The sequence below is a fragment of the Paenibacillus sp. FSL W7-1287 genome, from assembly GCF_038004245.1.
GTDB lineage: Bacteria > Bacillota > Bacilli > Paenibacillales > Paenibacillaceae > Pristimantibacillus > Pristimantibacillus camelliae.
The window spans coordinates 3,736,554-3,761,304 of sequence record NZ_JBBORD010000001.1 but is presented as its reverse complement, the minus strand read 5'-3'; the positions used below and the strand labels follow the sequence as shown (position 1 = coordinate 3,761,304).

The window sequence follows — 24,751 nt, the reverse complement described above, 5'->3', positions numbered from 1 at the left end:
AGTGCCGTTTCTGGATGTGAGAGCATAAAAAGCAAAGTTATACGGTAAATACAGCTTTAAAGGTTAAAGAATTAGTGAGTGCTTTCACTTATACTAAGTATCAAAACAGCAATCTTTTGACAAGGAGTGGGGCATTGGTGCAGCTACAATCGGAAACATTGATGTGGTACGATAAGCCGGCGCAGGACTGGAACGAGGCATTATCGGTGGGGAATGGCCGTCTTGGTGGTATGGTCTTTGGTACCGTGGAGCAAGAGAGAATACAATTCAACGAGGACTCCATATGGTATGGCGGACCAAGAGATCGCAACAACCCCGATGCATTCGAAAATCTTCCTGCAGTCCGGAAGCTATTGTTTGATGGAAGGCTGAAAGAGGCGCATAAGCTAACGGAAGCAGCTTTTTCCGGTACGCCGCGAAGCCAAAGACATTATTTAACCGCAGGGGATTTATTCATTCGTTTCGAACACAATGAAGGTGAATTACGAAATTACCGCAGGGAACTGGATCTAGAGCGAGCGTTAGCTTTAACTACCTATGAATATGCAGGTATTAACTATCGTCGTGAAGTGTTTTGCAGTTATCCTGACCAAGTGATGATTGTGAGGCTAGAAGCGGATTGTCCTGGAGCGTTAACCTTCACTTCGCGGTTCGAACGAAAAAAGGGCATGAACGTGGATCTGACTTACCGACATGGGTCAGACACGATTGTCATGACCAATGAATGTGGCGGAAAAGATGGAATTACATATAGTGCAACGGTCAAAGCGATCCATACAGGTGGAACGGTTCAGACTATTGGTGAGCATATCATCGTTGAACAAGCGGATGAAGTAACACTTGTGCTTGCCATCGCCAGCACATATCGATATGCAGATCCGATCAATCCATGTCTAGCATGGCTGGAGAATGCAGCAGCGAATTCCTATGAACAGATGAAGCAAAGACATATTGAAGATTATCAGCATTTATTTCAGAGGGTGAAGCTTGGGCTTGGCGAGGATTCTGGTAGAGATTGGGCAACCGTACCAACCTCTGAACGCTTAAAGGATGTACAGCAAGGGGGCAATGATGCTGGTTTATACACGTTATATTTCCACTTTGGAAGGTACCTGCTCATTTCTTCAAGCCGACCTGGATCACTGCCGGCGAATTTACAAGGGGTTTGGAATGACTCGATGTCTCCGCCTTGGGGCAGTAAATATACAATAAATATCAACACGCAAATGAACTATTGGCCAGCTGAAATTTGTAATTTAGCAGAATGTCATGAGCCTTTGTTCGAGCACATTGAGAGAATGAAGAAGAACGGCCGTATTACGGCACAAACCATGTATGGCTGCCGGGGATTTGTAGCTCATCATAATACAGATATTTGGGCGGATACCGCACCTCAGGATCATTGGCCGCCAGGTACCCAGTGGGTTATGGGCGCTGCTTGGTTGTCGCTGCACCTGTGGGAGCATTATCAATTCAATCCAGATGTAACTTTCTTGAAGCGAGCGTATGAAACAATGAAGGAGTCAGCTTTATTCTTTGAGGATTTTCTTGTGGAAAGTCCCGAAGGATATCTAGTAACGAGTCCATCAGTTTCTCCAGAGAATAGATACAAATTGCCAAATGGCGAAGTTGGAACGTTATGCTATGGCCCTTATATGGATACGCAAATTTTATTGGAGCTGTTTAATGCTTGTATAGAAGCAAGTACAGCATTAAATATCGATGAAGTATTACGCAACAATTGGCAAGAAATGAGGGCTCGTTTACCTGAGATGAAAATCGGCAAACATGGTCAGCTTCAAGAGTGGATTGAGGATTATGAGGAGCAAGATCTTGGGCATCGTCACATTTCTCATCTGTTCGGCCTACACCCGGGGACAACGATTAGCCCGCAAGCTTCGCCTGAATTGGCTGAAGCCGCAAAAGTGACGTTGACTCGTCGGCTAGCCAACGGTGGAGGGCATACAGGATGGAGCCGTGCATGGATCATTAACTTCTGGGCTCGCTTATTGGATGGAGAACAGGCTTATGAGCATACGAAGGAATTGCTGCGCAAGTCAACGCTGCCGAACTTGTTTGATAATCATCCTCCATTTCAAATTGATGGAAACTTTGGAGGGACAGCAGGAATCATCGAAATGCTTCTTCAAAGTCATCTTAATCATATTCACTTACTGCCAGCCTTGCCTCAAGCTTGGTCTTCCGGGCGCGTAGCAGGCATTCGAGCAAGAGGCGGCTTTGTGATCGATATGATATGGGAAGGGCTGCAGCTAAAGGAAGCACAGGTGAAGTCCGAGAGCGGACAGACGCTTCGCCTATTCCAGGAGCATCCAGTTCGAGTGATCGGATCAGATGGTAAAGAGATTATAGTGAAATCGAATGGTCAGCTGATTTACTTCCCTACTATAAAGGGCGAGACCTATACGATTCTACCACTAGCTTAGCGACTTCATTGGAGGAATAAAGATGAAAAAAAGATATGCAGTATGCGGAGTAAGCAATCGTGCAATCGGCATGTTTATAAAACCAATAGTGCGAACATTCGGCTCTGTAAGCGAGCTGGTCGCTCTATTAGATATAGATCCGCGAAGAGCAAGACTATGCAAGGGAACGGTTCAGGAGACTAAAGAGGTTCCAGAATATACGCCTGATCAATTTGAACAGATGATTAAGGAAACGAAGCCTGATGTGATCATTGTAGCAGGACGTGATGATACTCATGCGGAATACATCATTAAAGCGTTAACACATGATTTGGATGTAATCTCAGAAAAGCCGATGGCAACAACAGCAGCTGATTGCCAAAGGATTATGGAGGCTGAGGACAACAGCAAGGGAAAAGTAATCGTTACGTTTAATTATCGCTACTCACCTATTCATACAAAGATCAAAGAGCTGGTTGCCAGCGGAGCAGTCGGACGGGTAACCAATGTGGATTTGAACTGGTATATCGATACATACCATGGCTCCAGCTATTTTAAACGCTGGAATCGGAGGAGAGAGCATTCTGGAGGGCTTTCCATACATAAAAGCTCCCATCACTTTGACCTCGTACGCTGGTGGATTGATCAGCAGCCAGAGCAGGTCTTTGCTTATGGCGGGCTGCATTATTACGGAGCAGACGGCGAAGCGAATCCTCGTAAAGAGGATGGAAGGCATTGCAGCACATGTGATGTAAAATGGGAATGTGACTATTACAGCCGCTGGAATTCACGCAGTGCGGATATTAAAGTGAAGGATGATCATTTGGGCACCGTCGACACCGAGGGGAACTACACGGGTTACAGCCCGGATGCTTGTATTTTTGATTCTGAGATCGATATCGAGGATGTTTATAGCGCTACGGTTAAATATGATATGGGAGCGCTGCTGAGTTATTCAGTAAACTTCTCGGCCCACTATGAAGGGTATAGGCTGGCGATCAACGGAACCAAAGGTCGAATTGAAACGATGGAGTATCATTCGCCAAACCGGACGCCTTTCGACATTCCCGAATGGACCATCGATTACTTCCCGCTCTTTGGTTCAAAGCAGACGATCCATGTCGTGCATAGAGAAGGCGGACATGGCGGTGGTGACCCTGTTCTGCGAGAAGAATTATTTCTAGGGGAAGATCAGCATCGTGCATTTCGGATTTTGTCTGGTAGTGTGGATGGCGCGTACTCCATTGCTACTGGTGAAGCGGTTTGGAAATCGGTGAAAGAAAACAAACCTATCAATATTAATGATTTACTTCGATATGAAATTTAGTTAAAAAGAAGGAAACGCGAATGAGGGGGGATATAGGAATGCTGCCTATGCTTACTGCTGCTAATTACTATTGCGACGATATGAATGTAAATATGGTAATAGCCGATCGCTTGCTTACTTGGCAAACAGACGGAGGTGGCTGGGGCAAAGATATTCATAACCGACCTGATCCGAAGAACGATCAAAAAGTTTTGATCGATCGTGCTTGGGATGCGAAGGAGCCACGGTCGCGTATCGTTGATCAATCAGGCAATGAAACGGGTACTCTTGAAAACGGTGCCACAGTTAATGAAATGATCCTGCTAGCGAAAGTATATCGTGAAACAGGTGATAGACGTTACAAAGATGCGTTAGTAAAGGCAGTTGATTATTTGCTTGATATGCAATATGCAAATGGTGGCTGGCCGCTTACTTATCCGCTGTTAGGCAATGACACTGATAGAATTACATTCGATGGAGCCGCGATGATACGAGCAATGAAAATATTATCACTGATCGAACGAACAGAATATCCATTTGATTATGTACTGTTAGATGCTGTTCGCGAGCAAAAATTAAAGGAGTCACTACAAAGAGGTTTTAAATTTATCGAATGTACTCTAACGGCATGGGGAAAGCATCATGATCCGGAAACGGACATTCCAAATCACGATGAAGATCGAGTGTATGGAGAAGCTGTGAGCACGAATTCACAGAACAATGGACAATTGAAAGTTGTTCCCGAGAATCGCTATGCAGAGCAGGTGGAAAATAAAATCATCCCATTAGCGGATATTACAGCGGATACGCTCATTGTTGTGGCGAAGGATGGCAGTGGCGATTACGTTGATGTACAGGCGGCAATCGATGCAGTTCCTGCAGATAATACAAAGCCGGTTGCGATTTATATTAAAGAAGGTCTTTATCATCAAAAGCTGGTCATCCCTAAAAACAAACCTATGATCACATTGGTAGGCGAAAATAAATTTCGGACGATTCTGACCTATCTTGATATAACGGGAACAGGGTTCAATGGAGGTAGCACGATCGTTGAAGCGGATGATTTCACCGCTTTAAACTTAACTTTTGCAAATGAAGCTGGGGCGATAGGCACGGCGGCCGCGCTAGAGGTTAGAGGAGATCGAGGCTATTTTGAAGGCGTCCGCCTCTTAGGCTATCAAGACACATTATATTTGAATTCGAAACAAGGGGGCCGGTTCTATTTCCACGATTGTTATATTGAAGGAGCGGTAGATTTTATTTATGGCCCGGCAACGGCCTTCCTTGAGAACTGTGTCATATTTAATAAACGCTCCGGAGGATATATTACAGCTGCAAGTACGCCTAAAGAGCAGAAATACGGAATCATATTTTTGAATTGCACAATTACGGGATATCCATGGGTTAAGGATGTGTACTTTGGACGCCCTTGGCGAGATTATGCGAATGACGTGTTTTTACATTCGTTGATTGAAGAAGGAGTGATTCATCCGCAGGGTTGGCATAACTGGGGAAGCCTGGATAAAGAACAAACAGCAAGATATCGGGAATACGGGAGCTACGGACCTGGGGCGGATATTCGTTTACGTGCCAATTGGACGAAGCAATTAAGCAGTGACGAGGCGATGGAGTATACGGCTAAAAACATCCTCTCAGGTAAAGATGGATGGGCTCCAACAATAAAATGAAATGTGGTGATGAGATGACGCAACAATGGTCTAAAAAAACGGCTGCAACAATTGTTGGTCAAGCGGGTGAAGACCAACTGCATGAGGAGATCAGTAAAAGATGGGCTTATGTTCCCGGGATGATGCTGATGGCCATTGCAAGAACAGGTGAGCATTATCAGATTGATGAATACTATGATTTCATGAAACGGCATATGGATTTGTTTATCCAAGAAGACGGGACGATTAAAGGTTATCGGATTGAAGAATATAATTTAGATCAAATCAACCAAGGTAAAAACTTATTCCAGCTTATGGAACAAACAGGCGAAAAGCGTTATGAACAAGCAGCTCATCTGCTAGCTGCCCAATTAATTGGACATCCGAGAACGACGGATGGAGGGTTCTGGCATAAGAAAGTGTACCCGTTCCAGATGTGGCTTGACGGGCTGTATATGTCATCTCCATTTCTAGCGCAGTATGCACAAGTCTTTGAGCGGCCCGAGCTATTCGACGAAGTCGCTCATCAGCTGTTATTAATTGAACGGAAAACGCGGGATCCGCGTTCAGGCTTACTGTATCACGGCTGGGATGAAGCGAAGGAGCAGGTATGGGCCAATCCGCAAACCGGCTGCTCTGCTAATTTCTGGAGCCGTGCGCTGGGATGGTATGCAATGGCCATCGTGGACAGCTTGGAATTCTTCCCCGTCGATCACCCACAGAGAGGAACACTAGTTGGGATCTTCCAACGGATCTGCAATGCACTTTACGGCGTACAAGAAGAACAGAGTGGCTTATGGTTTCAAGTGATGGATCAAGGATTCAGGGAAGGCAACTATCTAGAGACCTCAGGCTCTAGTATGTTTATATATGCGCTGGCTAAGGGGTCACGTCTACAATATCTTGAGAATCCAGCGAGACGTAATGCGCTCCGAGCATATAACGGACTCATTAACCGTTATGTAGAGGAAGACCAAGCGGGTGTGCACTTGCATAACATTTGTCATGGAGCGGGATTAAGTCTTGAACGTGATGGGTCCTATGGCTATTACATCAGAGAAAAAAGAGTTTCCGACATTCATATCGGGGTTGCTCCTTTTATTCTAGCTAGTTTAGAAATCGAGCGGCTCGAACAATAAAGGGGGGAGTGGTCTAGATGAGTAACAATGTCAGTGAACGAAATCGTAAAGCGTGGGTTGCGGATCAAGGGGACGGGACATTTATCAATCCGATTCTACATGCTGATTATTCTGATCCGGATGTCATAAGAGTAGGAGATGATTTCTACATGACGGCATCCAGCTTCGGCCATATCCCTGGCTTGCCGATTCTGCATTCCAAAGATTTGGTCAACTGGAAATTAATCAATCATGCGATCAAGCGAATGGATTTGCCTGGGTATGACCAAACACAGCATGGGAATGGTGTGTGGGCACCGGCGATTCGATTTCATGACAACAAGTTTTGGATATTCTATGGGGACCCGGACATCGGAATTTTTATGTGTACCGCAACAGATCCAGCTGGAGAATGGTCGCCTCTCCATCTCGTACATGAAGGGAAAGGCCTGATCGACCCATGTCCTTTCTGGGATGAAGATGGTTCGGCATATCTTGTTCATGCCTATGCAAGGAGTCGTGCCGGAATTAAACATTTGCTAAGGCTTTGCCCGATGTCTCCAGACGGCACTAAGCTGCTTGGCGAAGGGGAAGTGATCTTCGATGGAACAGAACATCATCCCACAATAGAAGGACCTAAAATGTACAAACGCAATGGTTATTATTATATCATGGCACCGGCTGGCGGTGTTTCGACCGGCTGGCAGACAGCTCTTCGAGCAAAAAATGTCTTAGGTCCGTATGAAGATAAGATTGTATTACATCAAGGAAGCACGCCGGTGAATGGCCCCCATCAAGGCGGCTGGGTTGAGCTTGCATCGGGAGAATCATGGTTTCTACACTTTCAGGATAAAGAAGCATATGGTCGGATCGTTCACCTTCAGCCTGTTCAGTGGGTCAATGATTGGCCGTTGATGGGTGAGAACCACAACGAGAATGAAGCTGGTGAGCCTGTATTACACTACAAGAAGCCCGATGTAGGCAAGCAATATCCAATAGAGGTACCTGCTGATTCCGATGAATTCTCAGGGCCTGCACTTGGCTTACAGTGGCAATGGCAGGCGAATCCGAATAGTGATTGGTACTCCTTAACCGATAGAGCGAGTCATCTACGCTTATTCGCTCAGCCATTGCCAGCAAGTACTGACACATTGTACAGAGCGCCGCATCTTGTCATGCAGAAGTTTCCTGCGCTGACGTTCAATGCATCTGCCAAGCTGGACTGCACTTTCTTAAAGCCAGGAGAAAAAGCTGGTCTTGTCGTATTCGGTCACAGCTTCGCCTATCTAGCTATTGAAGCTAAACAGGATAGCGATCGTTTATTGTTGGTTTATGTTGAAGGAAATGCCGACAAGGAACAAGTAAAATGGCAAGCTGAGCTAAAATCTAACACAATCCAGCTGTCTGTACATGTAAATGAAGAGGCGAAATCAACGTTTTCCTATAAATTAGATAACGATGAATCGATAATTGTAGATGCGCTTCCGTTTCAAGCGGTGAAAGGACATTGGGTCGGTGCAAAAGTAGGTCTATTTGCGTTAGCTCAATCATCCAAGGAAAGTAATGGCTATGTCGATGTGGATTGGTTTCGAATCAATTAGTGATAAGGAGGATGAACCCGATGATCGTTTCAGCCGATGGAAGTGGTGATTTCACAACGGTACAAGATGCAATAGATGCCATCCCAGCAGACAACACTAAGCCTATGAGGATACATATAAAAAATGGCATATACAAGGAAAAGATAAGGCTTGAAAAACCTTATGTAACGCTAGTTGGCGAGGATAAAGATAGAACAATCATTACTTATGATGATCATGCGAATAAGCTATTTCCGAATGGCGAGCCCTACGGTACCTTTAACTCGTACACCATTCTGTTCGGAGCCCACGATATTACGGCCCAAAATCTATCTTTTGTTAACTCGGCTGGAAAAGCGGGGCGGGTGGGCCAAGCATTAGCAGCCTATGTAGATGGCGATCGAACGTCCTTTTACAACTGTCGTTTTCTCGGACATCAAGACACTCTATTTACGGGGCCATTACCGAAAAAGCCGGTCCAAGGCTCAAGTTTCGGCGGTCCGAGAGAATCAGAGGATAGAGGGCAAATTCGTCAATATTATGAGAATTGCTATATTGAAGGGGATGTTGATTTTATCTTTGGCTCAGCTACCGCCGTGTTCAATCGATGTGAAGTTTTTTCATTAACACGGGATACGGGGCAGCCAGAGGGGGATCATTCGGCGCCAAGAAAAGTTCATGGCTGGATTACAGCGGCATCTACTCGGGAGCATGTGGAATTTGGTTACGTATTTATCCACTGCCAACTAAAGAGTAATGCGCCAGCTCAGACATACTACTTGGGCAGGCCTTGGAGAAACTATGCAAAATCGGTGTTCATCTCTTGTTGGCTGGGCGAGCATATTATTAAAGAGGGTTGGCATAACTGGAATAAACCAGAAGCAGAGCAAACCGTGCAGTATGGCGAATATAACAGCAGTGGACCAGGCGCAGCTAATGAGAAACGCTGCAGTTGGTCAACGGTCATGAATGCTGAGGAAGCAGCTCGATTCACGATTTCTAATATATTGTCAGGTGAGGACGGATGGGATCCGGTGGTGAATGATCATGACATATAGAGTCTATACAAATCCTATTCTTCCGGGCTTTCATCCAGACCCTTCCATCATTCGTGTGGAAGATGATTATTATATGGTTAACTCAACTTTTCAGTATTTCCCGGCCATTGTTATTTCCCACTCGCGGGACTTGGTGCACTGGAGATATATTGGCCATGCCATAACGCGTAATGAAGATATTAACTTGCTAGACTTACCCGATTCCTATGGAATATGGGCTCCTGATATTTCGTATGTGAATGGGATGTACTATATATTTGCTACACTAAGACTTGCAGGTTCTGGCCGAGCTAATATTATGATGAAGTCCGTTCGACCAGAAGGCCCGTATTCTTCCCCAGTTGTGATCAACACGATGGGGATAGATCCTTCTCACTTTGTTGATGATGACGGAACACGTTATATGGTTTATGGCAGCAAAGGAGCGCAGATTGTTAAGCTGAATAAAGATAGCACCGCAGCTGTAGAAGAGCCTGTACACCTATGGGAAGGAACAGGCAGAATTGCCCCGGAAGGGCCACATATCATAAAAAAGGACGGATATTACTATATTATTCTGGCTGAGGGAGGGACAGAATATGGCCACTGCATCACAGCAGCTCGTTCGAAGTCTTTGTACGGGCCTTATGAAGCCAGTCCATTCGACCCTGTGCATACACAGTCGGATCGACAAGCACAGATACAACGAGCCGGGCATGGGAAACTAGTCCAAACTCAGCATGGAGAATGGTGGATCGTGCACTTAGGCGGGAGGCCGCTGGGCGGAGGATATTGTACGCTTGGTAGGGAGACCTACCTTGAACCGGTACAGTGGACAAAGGATGGCTGGTTTACCGTGAATGAAGGAAACGGGCCAAGTCTTATTCAAAGAGCCCCTAATCTGAATGAGGTGGTCTATTCAGAACCGGAGCTCGATGAGTTTGCTGGCAAAAGCCTGCCGTTGCATTGGCAATTTGTGAGAAACCCGGAAGCAGCCAACTGGTCCTTAACGGAGAGGCCCTCACATATTAGAATATGGACGAGTGATGGAGAGCTTGACTCGATTCGTGCTAGAAACATACTTCTCCGTAGAGAAAGACATCATCACTATACAGCCAGTATGAAGCTAGAATTTCAGCCCAAGCACAATGGCGAGCAGGCGGGACTAGTTTGCTACTACGACTCAAGATGCTACATCAGCCTAAGCTCGATCTATGATCAAGGATTAAAACTAAAGCTCGAGGAGAATCGTGCTCAAGTGAGATCATGTCTTGCTGTCAAAGACATCGTGCATAAAGGAGCTCTATTCCTAAAAGTAGTCGTAAATGCAGAACGTAGAATGTTTTATTACAGCTTGGATCTGATTGAGTGGTACGAGATTGGACGGGTTGACAACGCTTTATTTTTAAGCGATGAAGGGACGCTAGAGAAAAAATCATTCACGGGTACAATGGTTGGATTTTATGCTCTACACGGCGGTAGCGGGCGCCGTATCCCGGCTGACATCGATTGGTTTTTATATCAGACTATTGATCATTGATAGTGACCTAATCATTTTTCCGTCGATAGCGAAGCGGTGTCGTACCCGTCAGTTTTTTGAAGGCTTTATTGAAATGGGCGATATGCTCAAACCCGGTTTGCTCAGCTATAAGCTGAACTGCATCAGTGCTATTGACCAATCTTTTTTGGGCTTCACGAATACGAACAACGAGTATATATTCTCTAAAATGAAATCCAGTAAGGCGTTTGAAAATGCGGCTAAGATAAGACGGACTAATATAGAATTGCTTAGCGACTTGCTCCAAAGTAACTTTCATAGCGTAATTGTCATTAATATATTGAGCGATTTCGGACACCCGATGATGCATCGGGTGTTCATAGTCTTGAGTATCTTCCGGCTGAGATAATAGCTTAATACGATGCAATAAAATAAGTAATTCATTCAACAATGAACGTACATAGGACGTGTAATGATGGTTCGACTCTTCACATTCTTTAAGCATTTTAGTTAGGATTCTTTCAATTTCCAGTTGATCACTCTCCGGAATGCGCATAAGCCCCGACTTACCTTCCTGCAATATTTTGGCTAAGTGAAAGTCCCCTTCTTCTATAAAACTCTGTGAAAAGTTAATTAAGATCCGTTCAAACTTCAAATTGTCTGAGCTTGCTGTGGAGTGAAGAGCGTGTGGATGAATAATCATCATATCTCCTTTTTTCACGGTATACACCTTGCCATCCATGAAATAAACCCGTTCACCATTTAACAAGTAATACAGCTCAAAGAAAGGATGTTCATGAGGTCTTGGCATGCTGCTTGATCCCGTTCTTAGCATGTATTGAATGGAAAATGAGTCGTCGCGAATCGTATACTTTGGTCTAATTTGATCCATCATTATTAACACTCCTTAAGAAAGGCTTGTTTGTTCGAATATATAGTGCAATTTACAGCCGCGTCAAGTACGAGGGCAGATTCTTTACACTATCTTTACAAGTAGTTACATTATATGAAAGAAAATTAGAGAGTTTTGCAATCCTACCAATCTTTACACTATGTTTACATCATAGCTTTTATAATTTAAGTAACGAAGATAACGAATCTAAACTATTAAGCAGTGAGAGTAAGGGGGTTTATCTATGGCACGAATACTATTTAATTCTGTAGTGAAAAGGTATGGTAAAGATAAACAAGTAGTTGTAAAAGATTTTAATTTAAGCGTGGAAGATAAAGAGTTTATTGTTTTTGTTGGTCCTTCCGGCTGTGGGAAGTCGACAACATTGCGTATGATTGCAGGGCTTGAAGAAATAACGGAGGGCGAAATTTTTATTAACGACCAACGTGTAAATGACTTACCACCTAAAGATCGTGATATTGCGATGGTGTTTCAAAACTATGCCCTTTATCCCAATATGAGCAACTTTGAAAACATCGCTTTTGGATTACGTTTACGTAAGCTACCAAAAAGCGATATTGAAACAGCGGTTAAGCGAGCAGCAAGAGTACTAGAAATTGATAATCTACTGCATAGAAAACCTCGTCAGTTATCAGGGGGCCAAAGACAGCGTGTCGCATTAGGCAGGGCGATCGTTCGAGAACCTCAAGTGTTTCTCATGGATGAACCACTATCTAACCTAGATGCAAAGCTTCGTGTTCAAATGCGTACCGAGATTATAAAATTACAAAAACAGTTAGGGATTACAACCATTTACGTGACTCATGACCAAACTGAGGCAATGACGATGGGAGATCGCATCGTTGTTATGAACGATGGCATCATTCAACAGGTGGATGTTCCTGAGGTGATCTATAATTCACCGGCCAACCGCTTTGTGGCCAGCTTTGTAGGCTCACCCCCGATGAATTTTATAGATGGAAAGCTCGTTGGAAGAGATGAGAAGTTATATTTTGAAACGAGAAGATTTTCATTGCTGCTGCAACGAGGGAAATGGTCGCCGTTTCTGGAGCGATATATGGATCGTAGAATCACTTTAGGTATTCGTTCCGAAAATTTAAGTGTTGAGCCGATTATGTTCCAAGCCTATCCAGACGCAATGATTAAAGGTGTTCATAAGTTAAATGAACTCATGGGGGCTGATCGTTACCTTTATGTCAATGTCGGATTAGATCAGGATGTCATCGTTCGTGTTAATCCAAGGTACAACTATAAAGTGGATGAGCAAATCGAATTTGTAGTCGATATGAACAAAATATTATTCTTCGATCCTGACACGGGTGTGAGGATTGGTTCAAATGACAGTTAGTGTTAAGTAGGAGTGTGATTGAGAATGAATGAGAGCTCAAATAGGATGACGTACCTACGCAAACCGTTATACGTATTTTCAATGCTGGCTTTGGTGCTAGTTTTAATGTCAGGCTACGGGGATTCCAAACAAGCACTTGCAAATGAAAATAATCTAAGCGAGATCGATTCGGAATTACTGTATTCGAACACTGTTCAAACTAATCAATTGGAGCCAGACTATGTAACTCGCTTGAAAGAATGGAACGATGCAGGGATTGACGCTGCTGAAGCTACATTAGTCATTAAAGCTGCGGATATAAAACGTCATTCAGAAGGCTCATTGCATAAAGTAGGTAGCTATGCGGGAGCTGAAGATGTGCTAATCTGGAACAACCAAGCTAGTCATTGGGTTGAATATGAAGTAATTATTGATGACCCGGGGTTATATGAGCTAAGTCTAGTCTATCATTCTTACAATAATGAAAGCGCTTCAAAAAATTACAGACCAACGATTATGGCAGTTCAGATCGATGGGCAATTCCAATATCGAGAAGCCAGATCGATTGAGTTCACTAAGTTATTCAAGGATGAGCTCCCTCTGCGACAAGATGAGTTCGGCGACGATATTCGTCCACGGCCAATCGAACTTGAACAATGGATAACGAGGTCTTTTAAGGATAGCGAAGGTATGTATGTAAACCCGTTGCGTTGGTATCTTGACAAAGGAAAGCATACCATTCGATTGCAGACTCAAGAATCGATTGCGATCGATCAAATCGTGATAAGCTCTCCGCAATCGGTTCCTCAATACACCGACTACTTAGCTGGATTGCCTGGAGAAAGAAATGGGTCTGGAGAGATCATTCAGATCGAAGCAGAAATCATGAACTCGAAAAACGATGTATCATTGCAGATGGCTGTAGATCAAGATCCGCTAGTGACACCAAATGCTAACGGCAAGCAAATATTCAACACGGTAGGTGGCACGAGATGGGAACAGGGCGGCAAGGCGATAACATGGTCATTCGATGTTCCTAAAGATGGTTGGTACAAAATTGCAATAAGGGCATTCCAAGGCTATCAAACGAACAAGCGGGTGTTCAGAACGATTTATATCGACGGGCAAATCCCGTTCAAAGAACTGGAAGCATATCCGATCGAGTATGCCTCAAGTTGGCAAGGGGTTACTTTGCAGGATGCGGACGGCGGGGCTTTCGAATTGTATTTGAACGCCGGTGAACACAGCATTACGATGGAGGCAACGAATGCACCTTACGCTTCAATTCTAGCGGAGGTTAAAGATACATTACTTATTCTAAATGGTTTGTCCCAAGATCTCTACGCATTGCAAGGTGGAGAAAATGATGTGAATAGGACCTGGGATATCGAAAATAACTTTCCGGAGATTCCGCTGAAATTAGAAGTCGTTCAACAAAAGTTGAAACAGATTGAACAAGAAATGATACAAGTGAATGGACGGACAGACAACAACTCGCAAATGATTAGATCTGCGATTAGTGATGTTGAAGCTATACTTAAATATCCGAATGATATTCCGTATAAGCGCGATAATGTGTCAAGTGTGCAGCAGAGCATAGCATCCGTACAGCAACCGCTGACACAATCGCCTCTGATGATAGACAAAATCTATATAGCATCTATCGATGATTCCTTTCCTAGAATGCGCTCGAATTTGTGGGAGCGTTTTCAAAATAGCATGAATCAGTTTATGATTTCATTTAACGATGAACGTCAATTAAGTGCTGGAGACGATCAAGTTTTAAATGTATGGATGGCTTACGGCCGCGATTATGTTAACGTCCTGCAAGATCTAGCCGATCAGTATTTCACTCCTGAGACCGGCATCAAAGTGAAGGTAGATTTGCTTCCAGACGAGAATTTGCTCGTACTTGCTAATGCTGCAGGTAGAGTACCGGATATTGCTATTGGAATGACCGAAGGACGGCCTGTAGAAATGGCGATACGTGATGCTGCTGCTCCGATTAGTGATTTCCCTGGCTTTGAAGAGCTTGCCGCTCAGTATGCACCAGGTGCTATGATGCCGTACTATTATGCGGACAACTATTATGCTGTACCAGAATCACAGCAATTCAATGTATTGTTTTATCGCAAAGATATATTAGAGCAGTTAGAACTTGAAATTCCTACAACATGGGAGGAAGTTCTGCATATCCTTCCCACTTTGCAACAAAATGGCTATGACTTCAATATTCCAACTGATTACCTGCCCTTTATTTACCAGAATGGCGCAGAATTTTATTCGCCAGATGGTATTACGACGGCATTGAACAGTGCTGAGGGATTTCAAGCCTTCAAGCAGTATACTGACTTTTACTCCTTATATGGCATTAAACGACAAGTTGCAAGCTTCTACCAGCACTTCCGTGATGGCGTTATGCCCATTGGGCTGGGAGATTTCAACATGTTTTTGCAAATGTCTGTTGCCGCTCCGGAGCTCAGAGGATGGTGGGGCATTGCACCAATACCAGGTATTAAGCAAGAAGATGGAACGATCGCACGTTGGGCAGGAGGCGGTCAGAAAGCAACGATGATCTTTGAGAAATCCAATAAAAAGGATGAAGCATGGCAATTTATGAAATGGTGGTTGGAAGCAGAAACCCAGGAGCGATTCGGTTCTGACCTAGAAGGGTTTTATGGTATCGCATTCCGTTGGAATACGGCTAATGTAGAAGCATTTAGTCATTTTCCGTGGCAGGCTGAAGAGCTCAATGTATTTCTTGAACAATGGCGTTGGTATAAGGATATGGCGCATGTACCGGGGTCCTACTTTATTCCGAGGGAATTGAATAACGCTTGGAACAGAACGGTATTAGATGGGCATAACTTCCGAGCCTCTCTGGAAGAAGCAGTACTCAATATTAACCGTGAACTAAGAAGAAAAGCAATTGAATTCAAGTATATAGACGAAGAAGGTAATGTTTTAGGGACGTATGACCCTCCGATGATCACTGAACCTTGGGAAGGAGCGAAGAAATTTGTCCGGTAAAGTTCAATTATCACAAACTCAGCAATCCACTCGATTACGTAAAAATCGTCTATCGTTAATGATAGACGAAATATGGAAAAGCCGAGTAAGTTACCTATTTATCGCTCCTTTTGTCCTTGCGTTTAGTCTTTTTATAATCATTCCCGTAATCGTTGCGTTTGGCTTAAGCTTTACGTATTTCAATACAATCCAAGCCCCTAGCTATGCGGGGTGGGAGAATTTTCAATACTTACTGTCACAGGATATTATTTTCCTGAAGCATGCGCTTCCGAATACACTCACTTTTGCCTTGATTGTAGGGCCTGGAGGCTATATTGCAGCTTTTGTTCTAGCATGGTTAATTGCACAAATACCGGATCGTTTGCGCATATGGTTTGTTCTTGCATTCTACGCGCCTTCTCTCACCGGCGGGGTAGTGATGAATATTATTTGGCAGCCAATGCTTTCGGGCGATCGGATTGGATATTTAAATAGTTTTCTATTAGGCCTGGGCATCATCGATGAGCCTCAATTATGGGTGATTGATCCGAAATACTTGATGATATCTATGGTTGTCGTCACGATGTGGTCCAGTATGGGGGTTGGCTTCCTCGCGATGGTTGCAGGGATCCTAAACGTTGATAAGCAGCTTTACGAGGCTGCTAGAATTGATGGGATTAAAAGCAGGCTGCAAGAAATTTGGTACATTACCATTCCGTACATGAAGCCGCAAATGTTATTTGCTTCCGTTATGGCGATTGTAGGAGCATTCAAAGCGGGGCAAGTCGGCGAACAGTTATCCGGTATGAAGCCGACTCCCGAGTATGCCGGTCATATGATTCATAGCCACATCTCAGATTATGGACTTATTCGGTACGAAATGGGCTATGCAGCTGCCTTATCTGTTGTACTGTTGTGCATGATTTATTTCTTTAACCGACTGAGCTGGCGTTTATTCGGCCCTAAGGGGGATGAGTAATGATGCTCTTAAAGAAAATAAAGCGAATCAAATTGGATAAAACTCAAATTTTCCTTATGTTTTTACTTACGTTCGGCGGGGCTTTTATGATGCTGCCATTAATTTATATTTTCAATCACGCTCTAAAACCTTATTCAGAGTTGTTCCTTTTTCCGCCGAGGATATTTGTGCAGCAACCGACATTGTCTAATTTTACGGAGTTTTTCATCGTTCTTCGTGACTCTGTCGTGCCGACGAGTCGTTACTTATTTAATAGTTTGCTTGTAACTTTCCTTGGCGTTACTCTTGTGATTGTTATCAGTGCACTTTGTGCATACCCGTTGTCCAAACATCGTTTTTATGGGAGTAAGCTTCTGTTTTCAGTTATTCTAGTTTCTCTAATGTTCGTACCGGAAGCTATGGAGATCCCAAGATATGTTGTAATCGCAAGGTTAGGGATTATGGATACTTATTTAGGGCATATATTCCCGCATATTGCAGCTTCCGTAACTGTCTTTTTAATTAAGCAATTTATGGATCAAGTGCCGAATGAGCTAATCGAAGCAGCAAAGATCGATGGGGCAAAAGAGTGGACGGTATTCATGAGAATCATGATCCCTATATGTATGCCTGCCATCGCGACAACAGCGATTCTAACGTTTCAAACCATATGGAATGATACTTCCACATCGACTTTGTTTATGCAGAATGATTCAATGAAGACGTTCCCGTTCTTCCTTAGTACAATTACGAACAACCTTGCGAACCAAGTCGCAAGACAAGGTGCAGCAGCTGCTGCAGCAATGATTATGTTTTTGCCTACACTTATCGTATTTTTAGTATTTCAACGAAAGGTCATCGCAACGATGGCTCACTCCGGTATCAAATAAGCAGAAGGGAGGGATTAGAATAGAATGAGCCTGCTGAAAAATAGACGTCTATATGTAAGCGTACTGGCTGCTATGTTCATCTTTACGTTGCTATTACCTTCCGTTGCAAGAGGGGAGGTCATGTACAATACGTATACGAAAGATGGCTTTGATAAAATCGTTTATGGTATGCAGCCCGCATACACTCCGTGGAGAATAATAGGGGCTGATCTCTTTGAAGTCGATCCAAATGATCCTGAAAAGTTCATACCATCACCAATGAATAACCCACAGGATGTTTTTATCGATAAGCATGATCATATCTATATCGCCGATAGCGGAAATAATAGAATTATTCATTTTGATGAGGAAGGAAGCTTTATCCGCTTTATTAAGTCTGAAGAAGATCCATTTAACAATCCTCATTCCGTATTTGTGGCGGATAACGGAAACCTATATGTGGCGGATACGGGTAACAAACGTATTGTTATATTAAATTCAGAAGGCGAGATTATCAATATATTCGGTGCGCCGCAATCTCGGTTTATTCCAAGTGATCTAATATTCGATCCGATTAAGATTGTCGTAGATCAGCGGGGCTATATGTATATTGTCACGCTAGGCGGCTACTATGGAGCAATTCAGCTAGATCCGGAGGGCAAGTTCAGTAAGTTCTATGGGATGAATAAAGCGCCTTTCTCAGCTATCGATGCGTTTAAGAAGGCTATTTATACGAGAGAGATGTACGCGAATGAATTAAGTAAATTGCCACCAGCCATCACTAGTATTGCGATTGACGACAATGGGTTTATATACACGCAAACAAGTGGAATGGATGTGACCAAGGAACAGGTAAAAAAGCTGAATTTTGAAGGGAAAAATATATTTGCTGCCAATAACTCTCTTGGTGCTGTAAATAATTCTTATGGTGAATATACCAATCGTGATGTGCGCGCTATGAACAGTGCATATCCTAACCTAACAGATTTAGCTGTAGACTTGGAAGGCAATTTTGTAGTCATCGACAAAACCTTTAACTATGTAAGTCAATACGATGCTAATGGTGATCTCTTGTTTTTCTGGGGTGGGCAATCCGCCAATGGGATTACCCAGCTTGGGCTAATTAAAAGTCCCACCTCTGTTGAAATTAACTCGAAGCAGGATTTATTTATATTAGACGGACAAGAAAATGTGCTGCAGCAATTTTATTTATCGGAATTTGGTTCTGTTGTCTATCAAGCAAACAGCTTGACTCTAGCAGGAAAATACTTAGAAAGCGAGCATTATTGGCAAGAGGTATTGAAGTTAAATGCGTTCTACAGTCCCGCGTTAAGTGGATTAGCTAAAGCTGCATATCAAAAAGGTGATTATTCACGATCGGCTGCCTTGTATAAGCAAGCTGGCAATGAAATAGGATATTCAGAATCCTTTTGGCAAATCCGGCTTCAATGGATGCAGATGAACTTTTCAACGCTTGCGACTCTTTTTGTTGTGATCGGTATTGTATTTTTCATCACAAAAAAAATAGTGCAAAAAGTGATAGGTAAACGGGAGCGGTCTATTACGAAGCGCAAAGCTCATCCGTTTGTGGAACAGCTAAAGCATGGAATATATATATTAAAGCATCCTATTGACGGTTTTTCGGCCATTCGCTTTGAAAATAAAGGAAGTCTGTTAAGTGCAACCGTAATCTTAATTTTAGCTTTTATTGCTGTTGTCATTTCAAAGCTATTTACTAGTTTTTCTTTTAACAAGATTATAGTAAATCAAGTCAATATCTATATGATTTTGATCCAGTTCTGTATTGCAGTTGGTGCATGGGTCATCTGTAATTATTTGATCAGTTCCATTCTTCGTGGAGAAGGACGTTTTCGAGATGTATTTATTGGTTGTGCATATGCACTAATACCACTCATTATTGTAGGAATTCCGTTAGCTCTTGTCTCCAATGTGTTGACGTTATCAGAAGAGCCAATCTATTACTATATCAAGTACGGGATGTATGCTTGGGTAGGACTAATGTTCTTTTGGAAAGTACAAACATTGCATAACTATTCAGTGGGTGAAACGGCCACGAATATTGCACTATCATTATGCGCTATTGCGATACTAGCTGTTCTATCTTTAATTGTGATTGGTCTATCTAATGAAATTATTGTATTTATCAAAGAGCTGTATTTGGAGGTGATACTGCGATGAAGTGGGCTTGGAATCATAAAAAATGGATTGGTTATGGCGGAATTATACTCCTACTAATAATACTAATCAGCCAAATGAACATTACGTGGCGTGATACCAACGCTCCAGTCTTGGCGCAGAATCCGGATACAGTGACGGGTAATGAGCTTGAAGGTCTACCCAATGAGAAAGATTTCGTTCAAATAGCAGAGAACGATATTTTACGATTGAAGTTCGATGAATTGACAGGGCATTTTATGGTTGAAGATAAGCGTAACAGTAACGTTTGGCGATCATATCCGGATCCTGAGCAGTGGGACAATGTTGGAATTGGTGGGGGCTGGTTAACAAATTTGCAGTCTACAGTCATGTTTCAGCATATTGACTTTAGCAATCCGAAAGCGAACCCTAGAGAATCGAATGCAATCAAAGAGTTAACAAAAGTAATCGATGTTCAACTTCTGGATCATGGCGTTGAGTTTAAACTGGATATTCAAAAATCACAGTTCATCATTCCCGTTCGAATCATCATACAAGATGATTATGTGGAAACAACAGTAATAGATGATGGCATCGAAGAAATCGGAAATAATAGCTTGTTATGGCTCAGATTATACCCATTTTTCTCAGCGGTCCAAAATGATGAGAATGGATACTTATTCATTCCAGACGGTTCAGGGGCATTGATCTCGTTCCAAGAGCAACGTTCATCCATTAAACAACTATATCAAGAACGAGTGTACGGAGCAGATACTTCGTTTATTTCTTCTCCGTCAAGCCGCAACAATGTGCTAATGCCAGTCTATGGATTGAAATCGGGAGACAAAGCATTTATAGCTGTCATTCATAAAGGTGCTGAATATAGCGACGTTGTCGCATCGCCATCAAGTGTATTCAGTAATTATAACTGGATCGGCTCGCAACAAGCTTATCGAATGAGATACAGGCAAGTTACGAATGCAGAGGCTAATCGTAGCTTCGAAACGTACACGAAAGATTCAAGATTTGATGGAGATCGGGTTACCCGTTATTATTTGCTCGATACGGATCAAGCGGATTATGTTGGGATGGCATCAACTTATCGTCGATATCTTATGGAAGAGTATGAGTTAGACAAGATAACTCCGAAGAACGGAGAGGTCCCATTATACTTGTCATTACTCGGCGCAGATCGTGAAAAAGGATTAATTACCGATCGGTATGTCAAGGCGACAACGACATCTGAAGCGATGCAAATCGTTCAGGAGCTTTATGGGCTTGGTGTCGAAAATATGGTCGTAAATTATACAGGCTGGCAGAAAGACGGATATAGCTCGCTCGGAGGGTACTTGGATGTCGACAAACGTATTGGTGGCAATCAAGGGATGCGGCATTTCATTGAATACGCTGATTCATTGGATATCCCTGTATTCTTAGATGTGAACTATTCAATTAACACTACTGCAGCAACGGGTTTCCGGCCAAGACATCATGGTGTACGGGATTTATCTGGAACGATCATGAGCTATTCCCACTATAGCGGCGATCAAATGACATTATCCAGTAGAAAGTATATCGTTGATTCTCTTAGAAAGGATCTGTCATCCTATCAGAAGCTTGGGATAACGGGCTTGACGATGTCCGGTATAGGCCATAACGTCAGCACTGATTATAATTCTAAGTTTGGGGGAACTCGAACAGAAACGATTCGATATGATCAAGAAGCGTTACGTATGGTTAAGGAAAATGTCGGCTCGACGCATGCCGTAAATCCAGGGTTTTATACCTTAGGTCAGATTAATCATATTGATCAATTAGCAGATGACTATTCTTATGATTTATTTTCATCCAGGGCGGTGCCTTTTGCACAAATTGTGCTGCATGGTTTAATTACGTATACTTCAGCACCTGAAAATAATCGCAGTGAGTTCCGGCGTGATTTTTTAAGAGATATTGAATATGGTGCATATCCTTCGTTCGACTTTACGATGGTTGGATCGGAAGAGCTCATAGGCGTCTACTGGTACACGCCAAAAAACTCATCCTTCAATGACTGGAAAGTTGATGTAGTGGAGCAATACCAGCGCTATAATGAGGCGCTTAAGGATGTACAAGATCAATTCATCGCCGGTCATCGGGAGCTTGCAAGTGGTGTTATGGAGACTGAATATGAAAACGGGAAGAAAGTCGTTGTTAATTACAATCGTAAGGAATATAGCCTTGGACAGATCACAGTTCCAGCGATGGATTACATCGTAATAGAAGGGGGGAAGGAACAATGAAGCGTTTCAAAAGATTAAAAGCATCTTCATCGGGCAGATTGGAAGGCTTACTGTTTCTTTCTCCTTGGTTGGTTGGTTTTTTTGCTTTTATGGTTTTTCCACTTGGATTTTCTTTCTATATGAGCTTTAATAATGTACGAATCACTCCACAAGGCCTAGATATTCAATATAAGGGGCTAACTTATTATAAGTCTATTTTGTTTCAGAATGGCAGTGTCTTATATGACCATTTAATTCCTTTTCTTAGGCAAGCCCTGCTAATGATTCCGATCATCGTCATCTTTGCATTATTAGTGGCGATCATGCTGAATTACAAATTTCCGGGTCGGGCTGTCTTTAGAACAATCTTTTTTCTACCAGTTATTTTTTCTACCGGAGAGATTATTCAAGAGTTTTATAGCCAAGGCGATGGCGCGCTTGGCTTTCTAGAACAATATGATCTCAGTAGTTATATATCGATGGTCTTACCAAACTCCTGGGCTGGGACATTAACTAAGGTACTGGATTCCTTCGTATTAATTCTATGGTATTCAGGAGTACAGATATTGATATTCCTAGCAGGCAGACAGACCATCTCCACATCGGTATATGAGGCAGCGAGAATTGATGGAGCTAGCCCATGGGAGTCCTTCTGGAAAATTACGTTGCCAGCGATGATTCCGTTCATCTTTCTTAATCTGATATATACAGTAGTAGATCTTTTCACGTACCCGTGGAATCCAATTATTGAACGGGTAAAATCAAATTCTGATTATGGATTGTCTAGTGCTTTGATTTGGATTTACTTTGCGATCATACTCCTTTTCTTAGCTGTCGTATTCCTTGTTTTCCATAGAGTTACAAGAAACCATCAACAAACAAATTAAATTTTATCTGTTAGAAAGGAGGTATTCGTTTGGAAAAGGTAAAATCTAAATTAAGTAAGAAATCCGCATTGACATATAAATATCAATTACCACTATCGAGAGCTCGCAACTTTCTTTTTGGAATTGAAGTAGATAAAGGACTATTGTTTAAGATTTTTCTGTACGTGCTGCTGATCGATACCGCTTTTATTTATATTAACCCGATCTTAACAATGGTCTCTACAATGTTAAAAAATGAAAGTGATTTAACGAATCCATCCGTCCTTTGGATTCCTAACGAATTATACATGGGCGTGCTACAAAACGCCTGGGATAAACTGAATTATGTAAAAAGCTTTGCGGTGAGTGCAGGCTTATCTTCAGTTGTCGCTTTATTACAAACCTTTTCATGTGCTATTGCTGGATATGCGTTTGCTAGACTGAATATTCCTTGGAAAAACTTTTGGTTTTTCTGCTTGTTGCTAACATTTATCGTTCCACCTCAAGTGACAATTTTACCTAATATCATTCTGGCAAATCAATTAGGGGTAATGCAAACCTTCATTCCAATTGTGTTGCCTGCTGTGCTTGGGCACGGATTAAAAGGGGCTTTATTCGTCATCATCTATCGGCAATTTTTCTCAACACAGCCAAAAGAGCTTGAAGAGGCGGCGAAGATTGACGGTGCGAATGTCTTCACTGTCTTTCGCAAAGTGATGCTTCCGCTTGCAAGACCAGCAATGGTTGTCGTTTTCTTGTTTTCCTTTGTTTGGACTTGGAATGATTTTTACTTGCCGAGTATGTATTTATACAATACCAACTATCAACCTTTATCACTAGGCATATCATCTATTTCCCATCAATTGAATCTGGAAGCGGAAGTAGGCGGACCAAGTGTATTCCAGGATTCAATAAAGATGGCGACTGGTTTCTTAATGATCATGCCATTGCTTATATTGTATTTGTTCACGCAACGATGGTTTGTTGAAGGCATTGAAAGAACTGGACTTGTAGAGTAAGTATAAATTGGTTGTTTTACTACTCAGGGGGGGGATTGTCATCCGTATTCTCGTAATGGAGGATGAAGCCGAAATTAGAGATGTCGTAGCCGCTTATTTTCGCCGAGAGGGCTGGGAAGTAGATGTTACAGGAAATGGACATGAAGCCTTGCAAATTTTTGATTATGGAAAGCATGATTTAATAGTACTAGATTTAAAGGTTGAAGGATTAGCAGGAGAGGAAGTTTGTAAGCTGATCCGAGAAAAGTCAAAAGTTCCAATTGTCATGCTCACATCCAAATCATTGGAAAGTGATATTATAAACGGCTTAAACATTGGTGCTGATGACTATGTAGTGAAACCTTTTCGGGTTAAGGAACTAGTAGCTAGAGCAAAGGCGATAACACGTCGGATAGCAGTGGATAAGACGGATACAGAAGCATCGTTGCTCAGCTTTGATAATGGTTATTTGCGAGTAAATTTATCTACGAAAGAAGTACTTGTCAACAATCAATTAGTTAAATTAACGAATACAGAATATAAGTTGCTTTCTGTATTCGTAAGTAAGCCTATGAAGGTATTTGAACGAAGCGATTTGATGTATAGAGCGCTAGGCTATCGGTTTCACGAGGATGGTCGTTCGCTCGATGTTCATGTTAAAAATTTACGTAAAAAAATTGAGCGCGATCCTCGAAATCCAGAATATGTGGAGACAGTGGTTGGTATGGGATATCGCTTTGCCACGAAACCAGATGGGTGATCAC

General features: G+C 42.6%; 17 protein-coding genes. 16 read left to right on the top strand and 1 reads right to left on the bottom strand.

Annotated elements, in window-relative coordinates; genetic code table 11:
- The first annotated feature begins 137 nt into the window (after positions 1-137).
- From NSQ99_RS16990 to NSQ99_RS16960, 7 genes are read left to right on the top strand one after another with little or no spacing between them, the layout of a single operon-like run.
- Complete coding sequence (locus NSQ99_RS16990) at positions 138-2,444, top strand: glycoside hydrolase family 95 protein (RefSeq protein WP_340838003.1); 2,307 nt, start codon at positions 138-140, stop codon at positions 2,442-2,444.
- A 22-nt stretch (positions 2,445-2,466) separates the two neighbouring features.
- On the top strand, positions 2,467-3,750 hold the full coding sequence (locus tag NSQ99_RS16985; RefSeq protein WP_340838001.1) for a Gfo/Idh/MocA family protein: 1,284 nt from the start codon (positions 2,467-2,469) through the stop codon (positions 3,748-3,750).
- Between the two features lie 20 nt (positions 3,751-3,770).
- Positions 3,771-5,417 (top strand): pectinesterase family protein, encoded by a 1,647-nt coding sequence (locus NSQ99_RS16980; protein WP_340838000.1) that lies wholly within the window; start codon positions 3,771-3,773, stop codon positions 5,415-5,417.
- 14 nt (positions 5,418-5,431) lie between these two features.
- Entirely contained in the window at positions 5,432-6,535 is a 1,104-nt protein-coding gene (locus NSQ99_RS16975) for a glycoside hydrolase family 88/105 protein (RefSeq protein ID WP_340837998.1), read from the top strand.
- A gap of 17 nt (positions 6,536-6,552) precedes the next feature.
- A complete protein-coding gene (locus NSQ99_RS16970) occupies positions 6,553-8,115 on the top strand; it encodes a glycoside hydrolase family 43 protein (protein ID WP_340837996.1) in 1,563 nt (520 codons plus the stop codon).
- A 20-nt stretch (positions 8,116-8,135) separates the two neighbouring features.
- Positions 8,136-9,152: a pectinesterase family protein gene (locus tag NSQ99_RS16965; RefSeq protein WP_340837994.1), complete on the top strand. Its 1,017-nt coding sequence runs from the start codon at positions 8,136-8,138 to the stop codon at positions 9,150-9,152.
- A complete protein-coding gene (locus NSQ99_RS16960) occupies positions 9,142-10,671 on the top strand; it encodes a glycoside hydrolase family 43 protein (RefSeq protein ID WP_340837993.1) in 1,530 nt (509 codons plus the stop codon). The genes NSQ99_RS16965 and NSQ99_RS16960 overlap by 11 nt, the downstream gene beginning before the upstream one ends.
- Before the next feature lie 7 nt (positions 10,672-10,678).
- Here the strand turns inward: NSQ99_RS16960 and NSQ99_RS16955 are convergent, their stop codons facing one another.
- Positions 10,679-11,524, bottom strand: coding sequence for an AraC family transcriptional regulator (locus NSQ99_RS16955; RefSeq protein ID WP_340837991.1), 846 nt, complete (start codon positions 11,522-11,524; stop codon positions 10,679-10,681).
- A gap of 241 nt (positions 11,525-11,765) precedes the next feature.
- On the opposite strand from NSQ99_RS16955, the gene NSQ99_RS16950 reads away from it, so the two are divergent.
- The 9 genes from NSQ99_RS16950 to NSQ99_RS16910 are packed head-to-tail and all read left to right on the top strand — an operon-like array spanning position 11,766 to position 24,747.
- Entirely contained in the window at positions 11,766-12,890 is a 1,125-nt protein-coding gene (locus NSQ99_RS16950; protein ID WP_340837990.1) for an ABC transporter ATP-binding protein, read from the top strand.
- Between the two features lie 24 nt (positions 12,891-12,914).
- Positions 12,915-15,899 (top strand): extracellular solute-binding protein, encoded by a 2,985-nt coding sequence (locus NSQ99_RS16945; protein ID WP_340837989.1) that lies wholly within the window; start codon positions 12,915-12,917, stop codon positions 15,897-15,899.
- Complete coding sequence (locus NSQ99_RS16940; protein WP_340837988.1) at positions 15,889-16,857, top strand: carbohydrate ABC transporter permease; 969 nt, start codon at positions 15,889-15,891, stop codon at positions 16,855-16,857. Before NSQ99_RS16945 ends, NSQ99_RS16940 begins: the two co-directional genes overlap by 11 nt.
- Positions 16,857-17,726: a carbohydrate ABC transporter permease gene (locus tag NSQ99_RS16935; protein WP_445670527.1), complete on the top strand. Its 870-nt coding sequence runs from the start codon at positions 16,857-16,859 to the stop codon at positions 17,724-17,726. Before NSQ99_RS16940 ends, NSQ99_RS16935 begins: the two co-directional genes overlap by 1 nt.
- Before the next feature lie 24 nt (positions 17,727-17,750).
- Positions 17,751-19,904, top strand: coding sequence for a YIP1 family protein (locus NSQ99_RS16930; protein WP_340837985.1), 2,154 nt, complete (start codon positions 17,751-17,753; stop codon positions 19,902-19,904).
- Entirely contained in the window at positions 19,901-22,144 is a 2,244-nt protein-coding gene (locus tag NSQ99_RS16925) for a DUF5696 domain-containing protein (protein ID WP_340837984.1), read from the top strand. Before NSQ99_RS16930 ends, NSQ99_RS16925 begins: the two co-directional genes overlap by 4 nt.
- The gene (locus NSQ99_RS16920) at positions 22,141-23,010 is read left to right on the top strand and encodes a carbohydrate ABC transporter permease (RefSeq protein WP_340837983.1); all 870 of its coding nucleotides are present in this window, start codon (positions 22,141-22,143) and stop codon (positions 23,008-23,010) included. Before NSQ99_RS16925 ends, NSQ99_RS16920 begins: the two co-directional genes overlap by 4 nt.
- A gap of 29 nt (positions 23,011-23,039) precedes the next feature.
- Positions 23,040-24,008, top strand: coding sequence for a carbohydrate ABC transporter permease (locus tag NSQ99_RS16915; protein ID WP_340837982.1), 969 nt, complete (start codon positions 23,040-23,042; stop codon positions 24,006-24,008).
- Between the two features lie 55 nt (positions 24,009-24,063).
- Positions 24,064-24,747: a response regulator transcription factor gene (locus NSQ99_RS16910; RefSeq protein WP_340837981.1), complete on the top strand. Its 684-nt coding sequence runs from the start codon at positions 24,064-24,066 to the stop codon at positions 24,745-24,747.
- The last annotated feature ends 4 nt before the right edge of the window (positions 24,748-24,751 follow it).

Bases quoted from the DNA above. Each gene is read 5' to 3' on its own strand.
- NSQ99_RS16970 (WP_340837996.1), top strand. From the start codon at position 6,553: ATGAGTAACAATGTCAGTGAACGAAATCGTAAAGCGTGGGTTGCGGAT.
- NSQ99_RS16950 (WP_340837990.1), top strand. From the start codon at position 11,766: ATGGCACGAATACTATTTAATTCTGTAGTGAAAAGGTATGGTAAAGAT.
- NSQ99_RS16930 (WP_340837985.1), top strand. From the start codon at position 17,751: ATGAGCCTGCTGAAAAATAGACGTCTATATGTAAGCGTACTGGCTGCT.
- NSQ99_RS16960 (WP_340837993.1), top strand. From the start codon at position 9,142: ATGACATATAGAGTCTATACAAATCCTATTCTTCCGGGCTTTCATCCA.
- NSQ99_RS16920 (WP_340837983.1), top strand. From the start codon at position 22,141: ATGAAGCGTTTCAAAAGATTAAAAGCATCTTCATCGGGCAGATTGGAA.
- NSQ99_RS16955 (WP_340837991.1), bottom strand. From the start codon at position 11,524: ATGATGGATCAAATTAGACCAAAGTATACGATTCGCGACGACTCATTT.
- NSQ99_RS16980 (WP_340838000.1), top strand. From the start codon at position 3,771: ATGAGGGGGGATATAGGAATGCTGCCTATGCTTACTGCTGCTAATTAC.
- NSQ99_RS16925 (WP_340837984.1), top strand. From the start codon at position 19,901: ATGAAGTGGGCTTGGAATCATAAAAAATGGATTGGTTATGGCGGAATT.
- NSQ99_RS16945 (WP_340837989.1), top strand. From the start codon at position 12,915: ATGAATGAGAGCTCAAATAGGATGACGTACCTACGCAAACCGTTATAC.
- NSQ99_RS16965 (WP_340837994.1), top strand. From the start codon at position 8,136: ATGATCGTTTCAGCCGATGGAAGTGGTGATTTCACAACGGTACAAGAT.
- NSQ99_RS16910 (WP_340837981.1), top strand. From the start codon at position 24,064: ATGGAGGATGAAGCCGAAATTAGAGATGTCGTAGCCGCTTATTTTCGC.
- NSQ99_RS16975 (WP_340837998.1), top strand. From the start codon at position 5,432: ATGACGCAACAATGGTCTAAAAAAACGGCTGCAACAATTGTTGGTCAA.
- NSQ99_RS16935 (WP_445670527.1), top strand. From the start codon at position 16,857: ATGATGCTCTTAAAGAAAATAAAGCGAATCAAATTGGATAAAACTCAA.
- NSQ99_RS16985 (WP_340838001.1), top strand. From the start codon at position 2,467: ATGAAAAAAAGATATGCAGTATGCGGAGTAAGCAATCGTGCAATCGGC.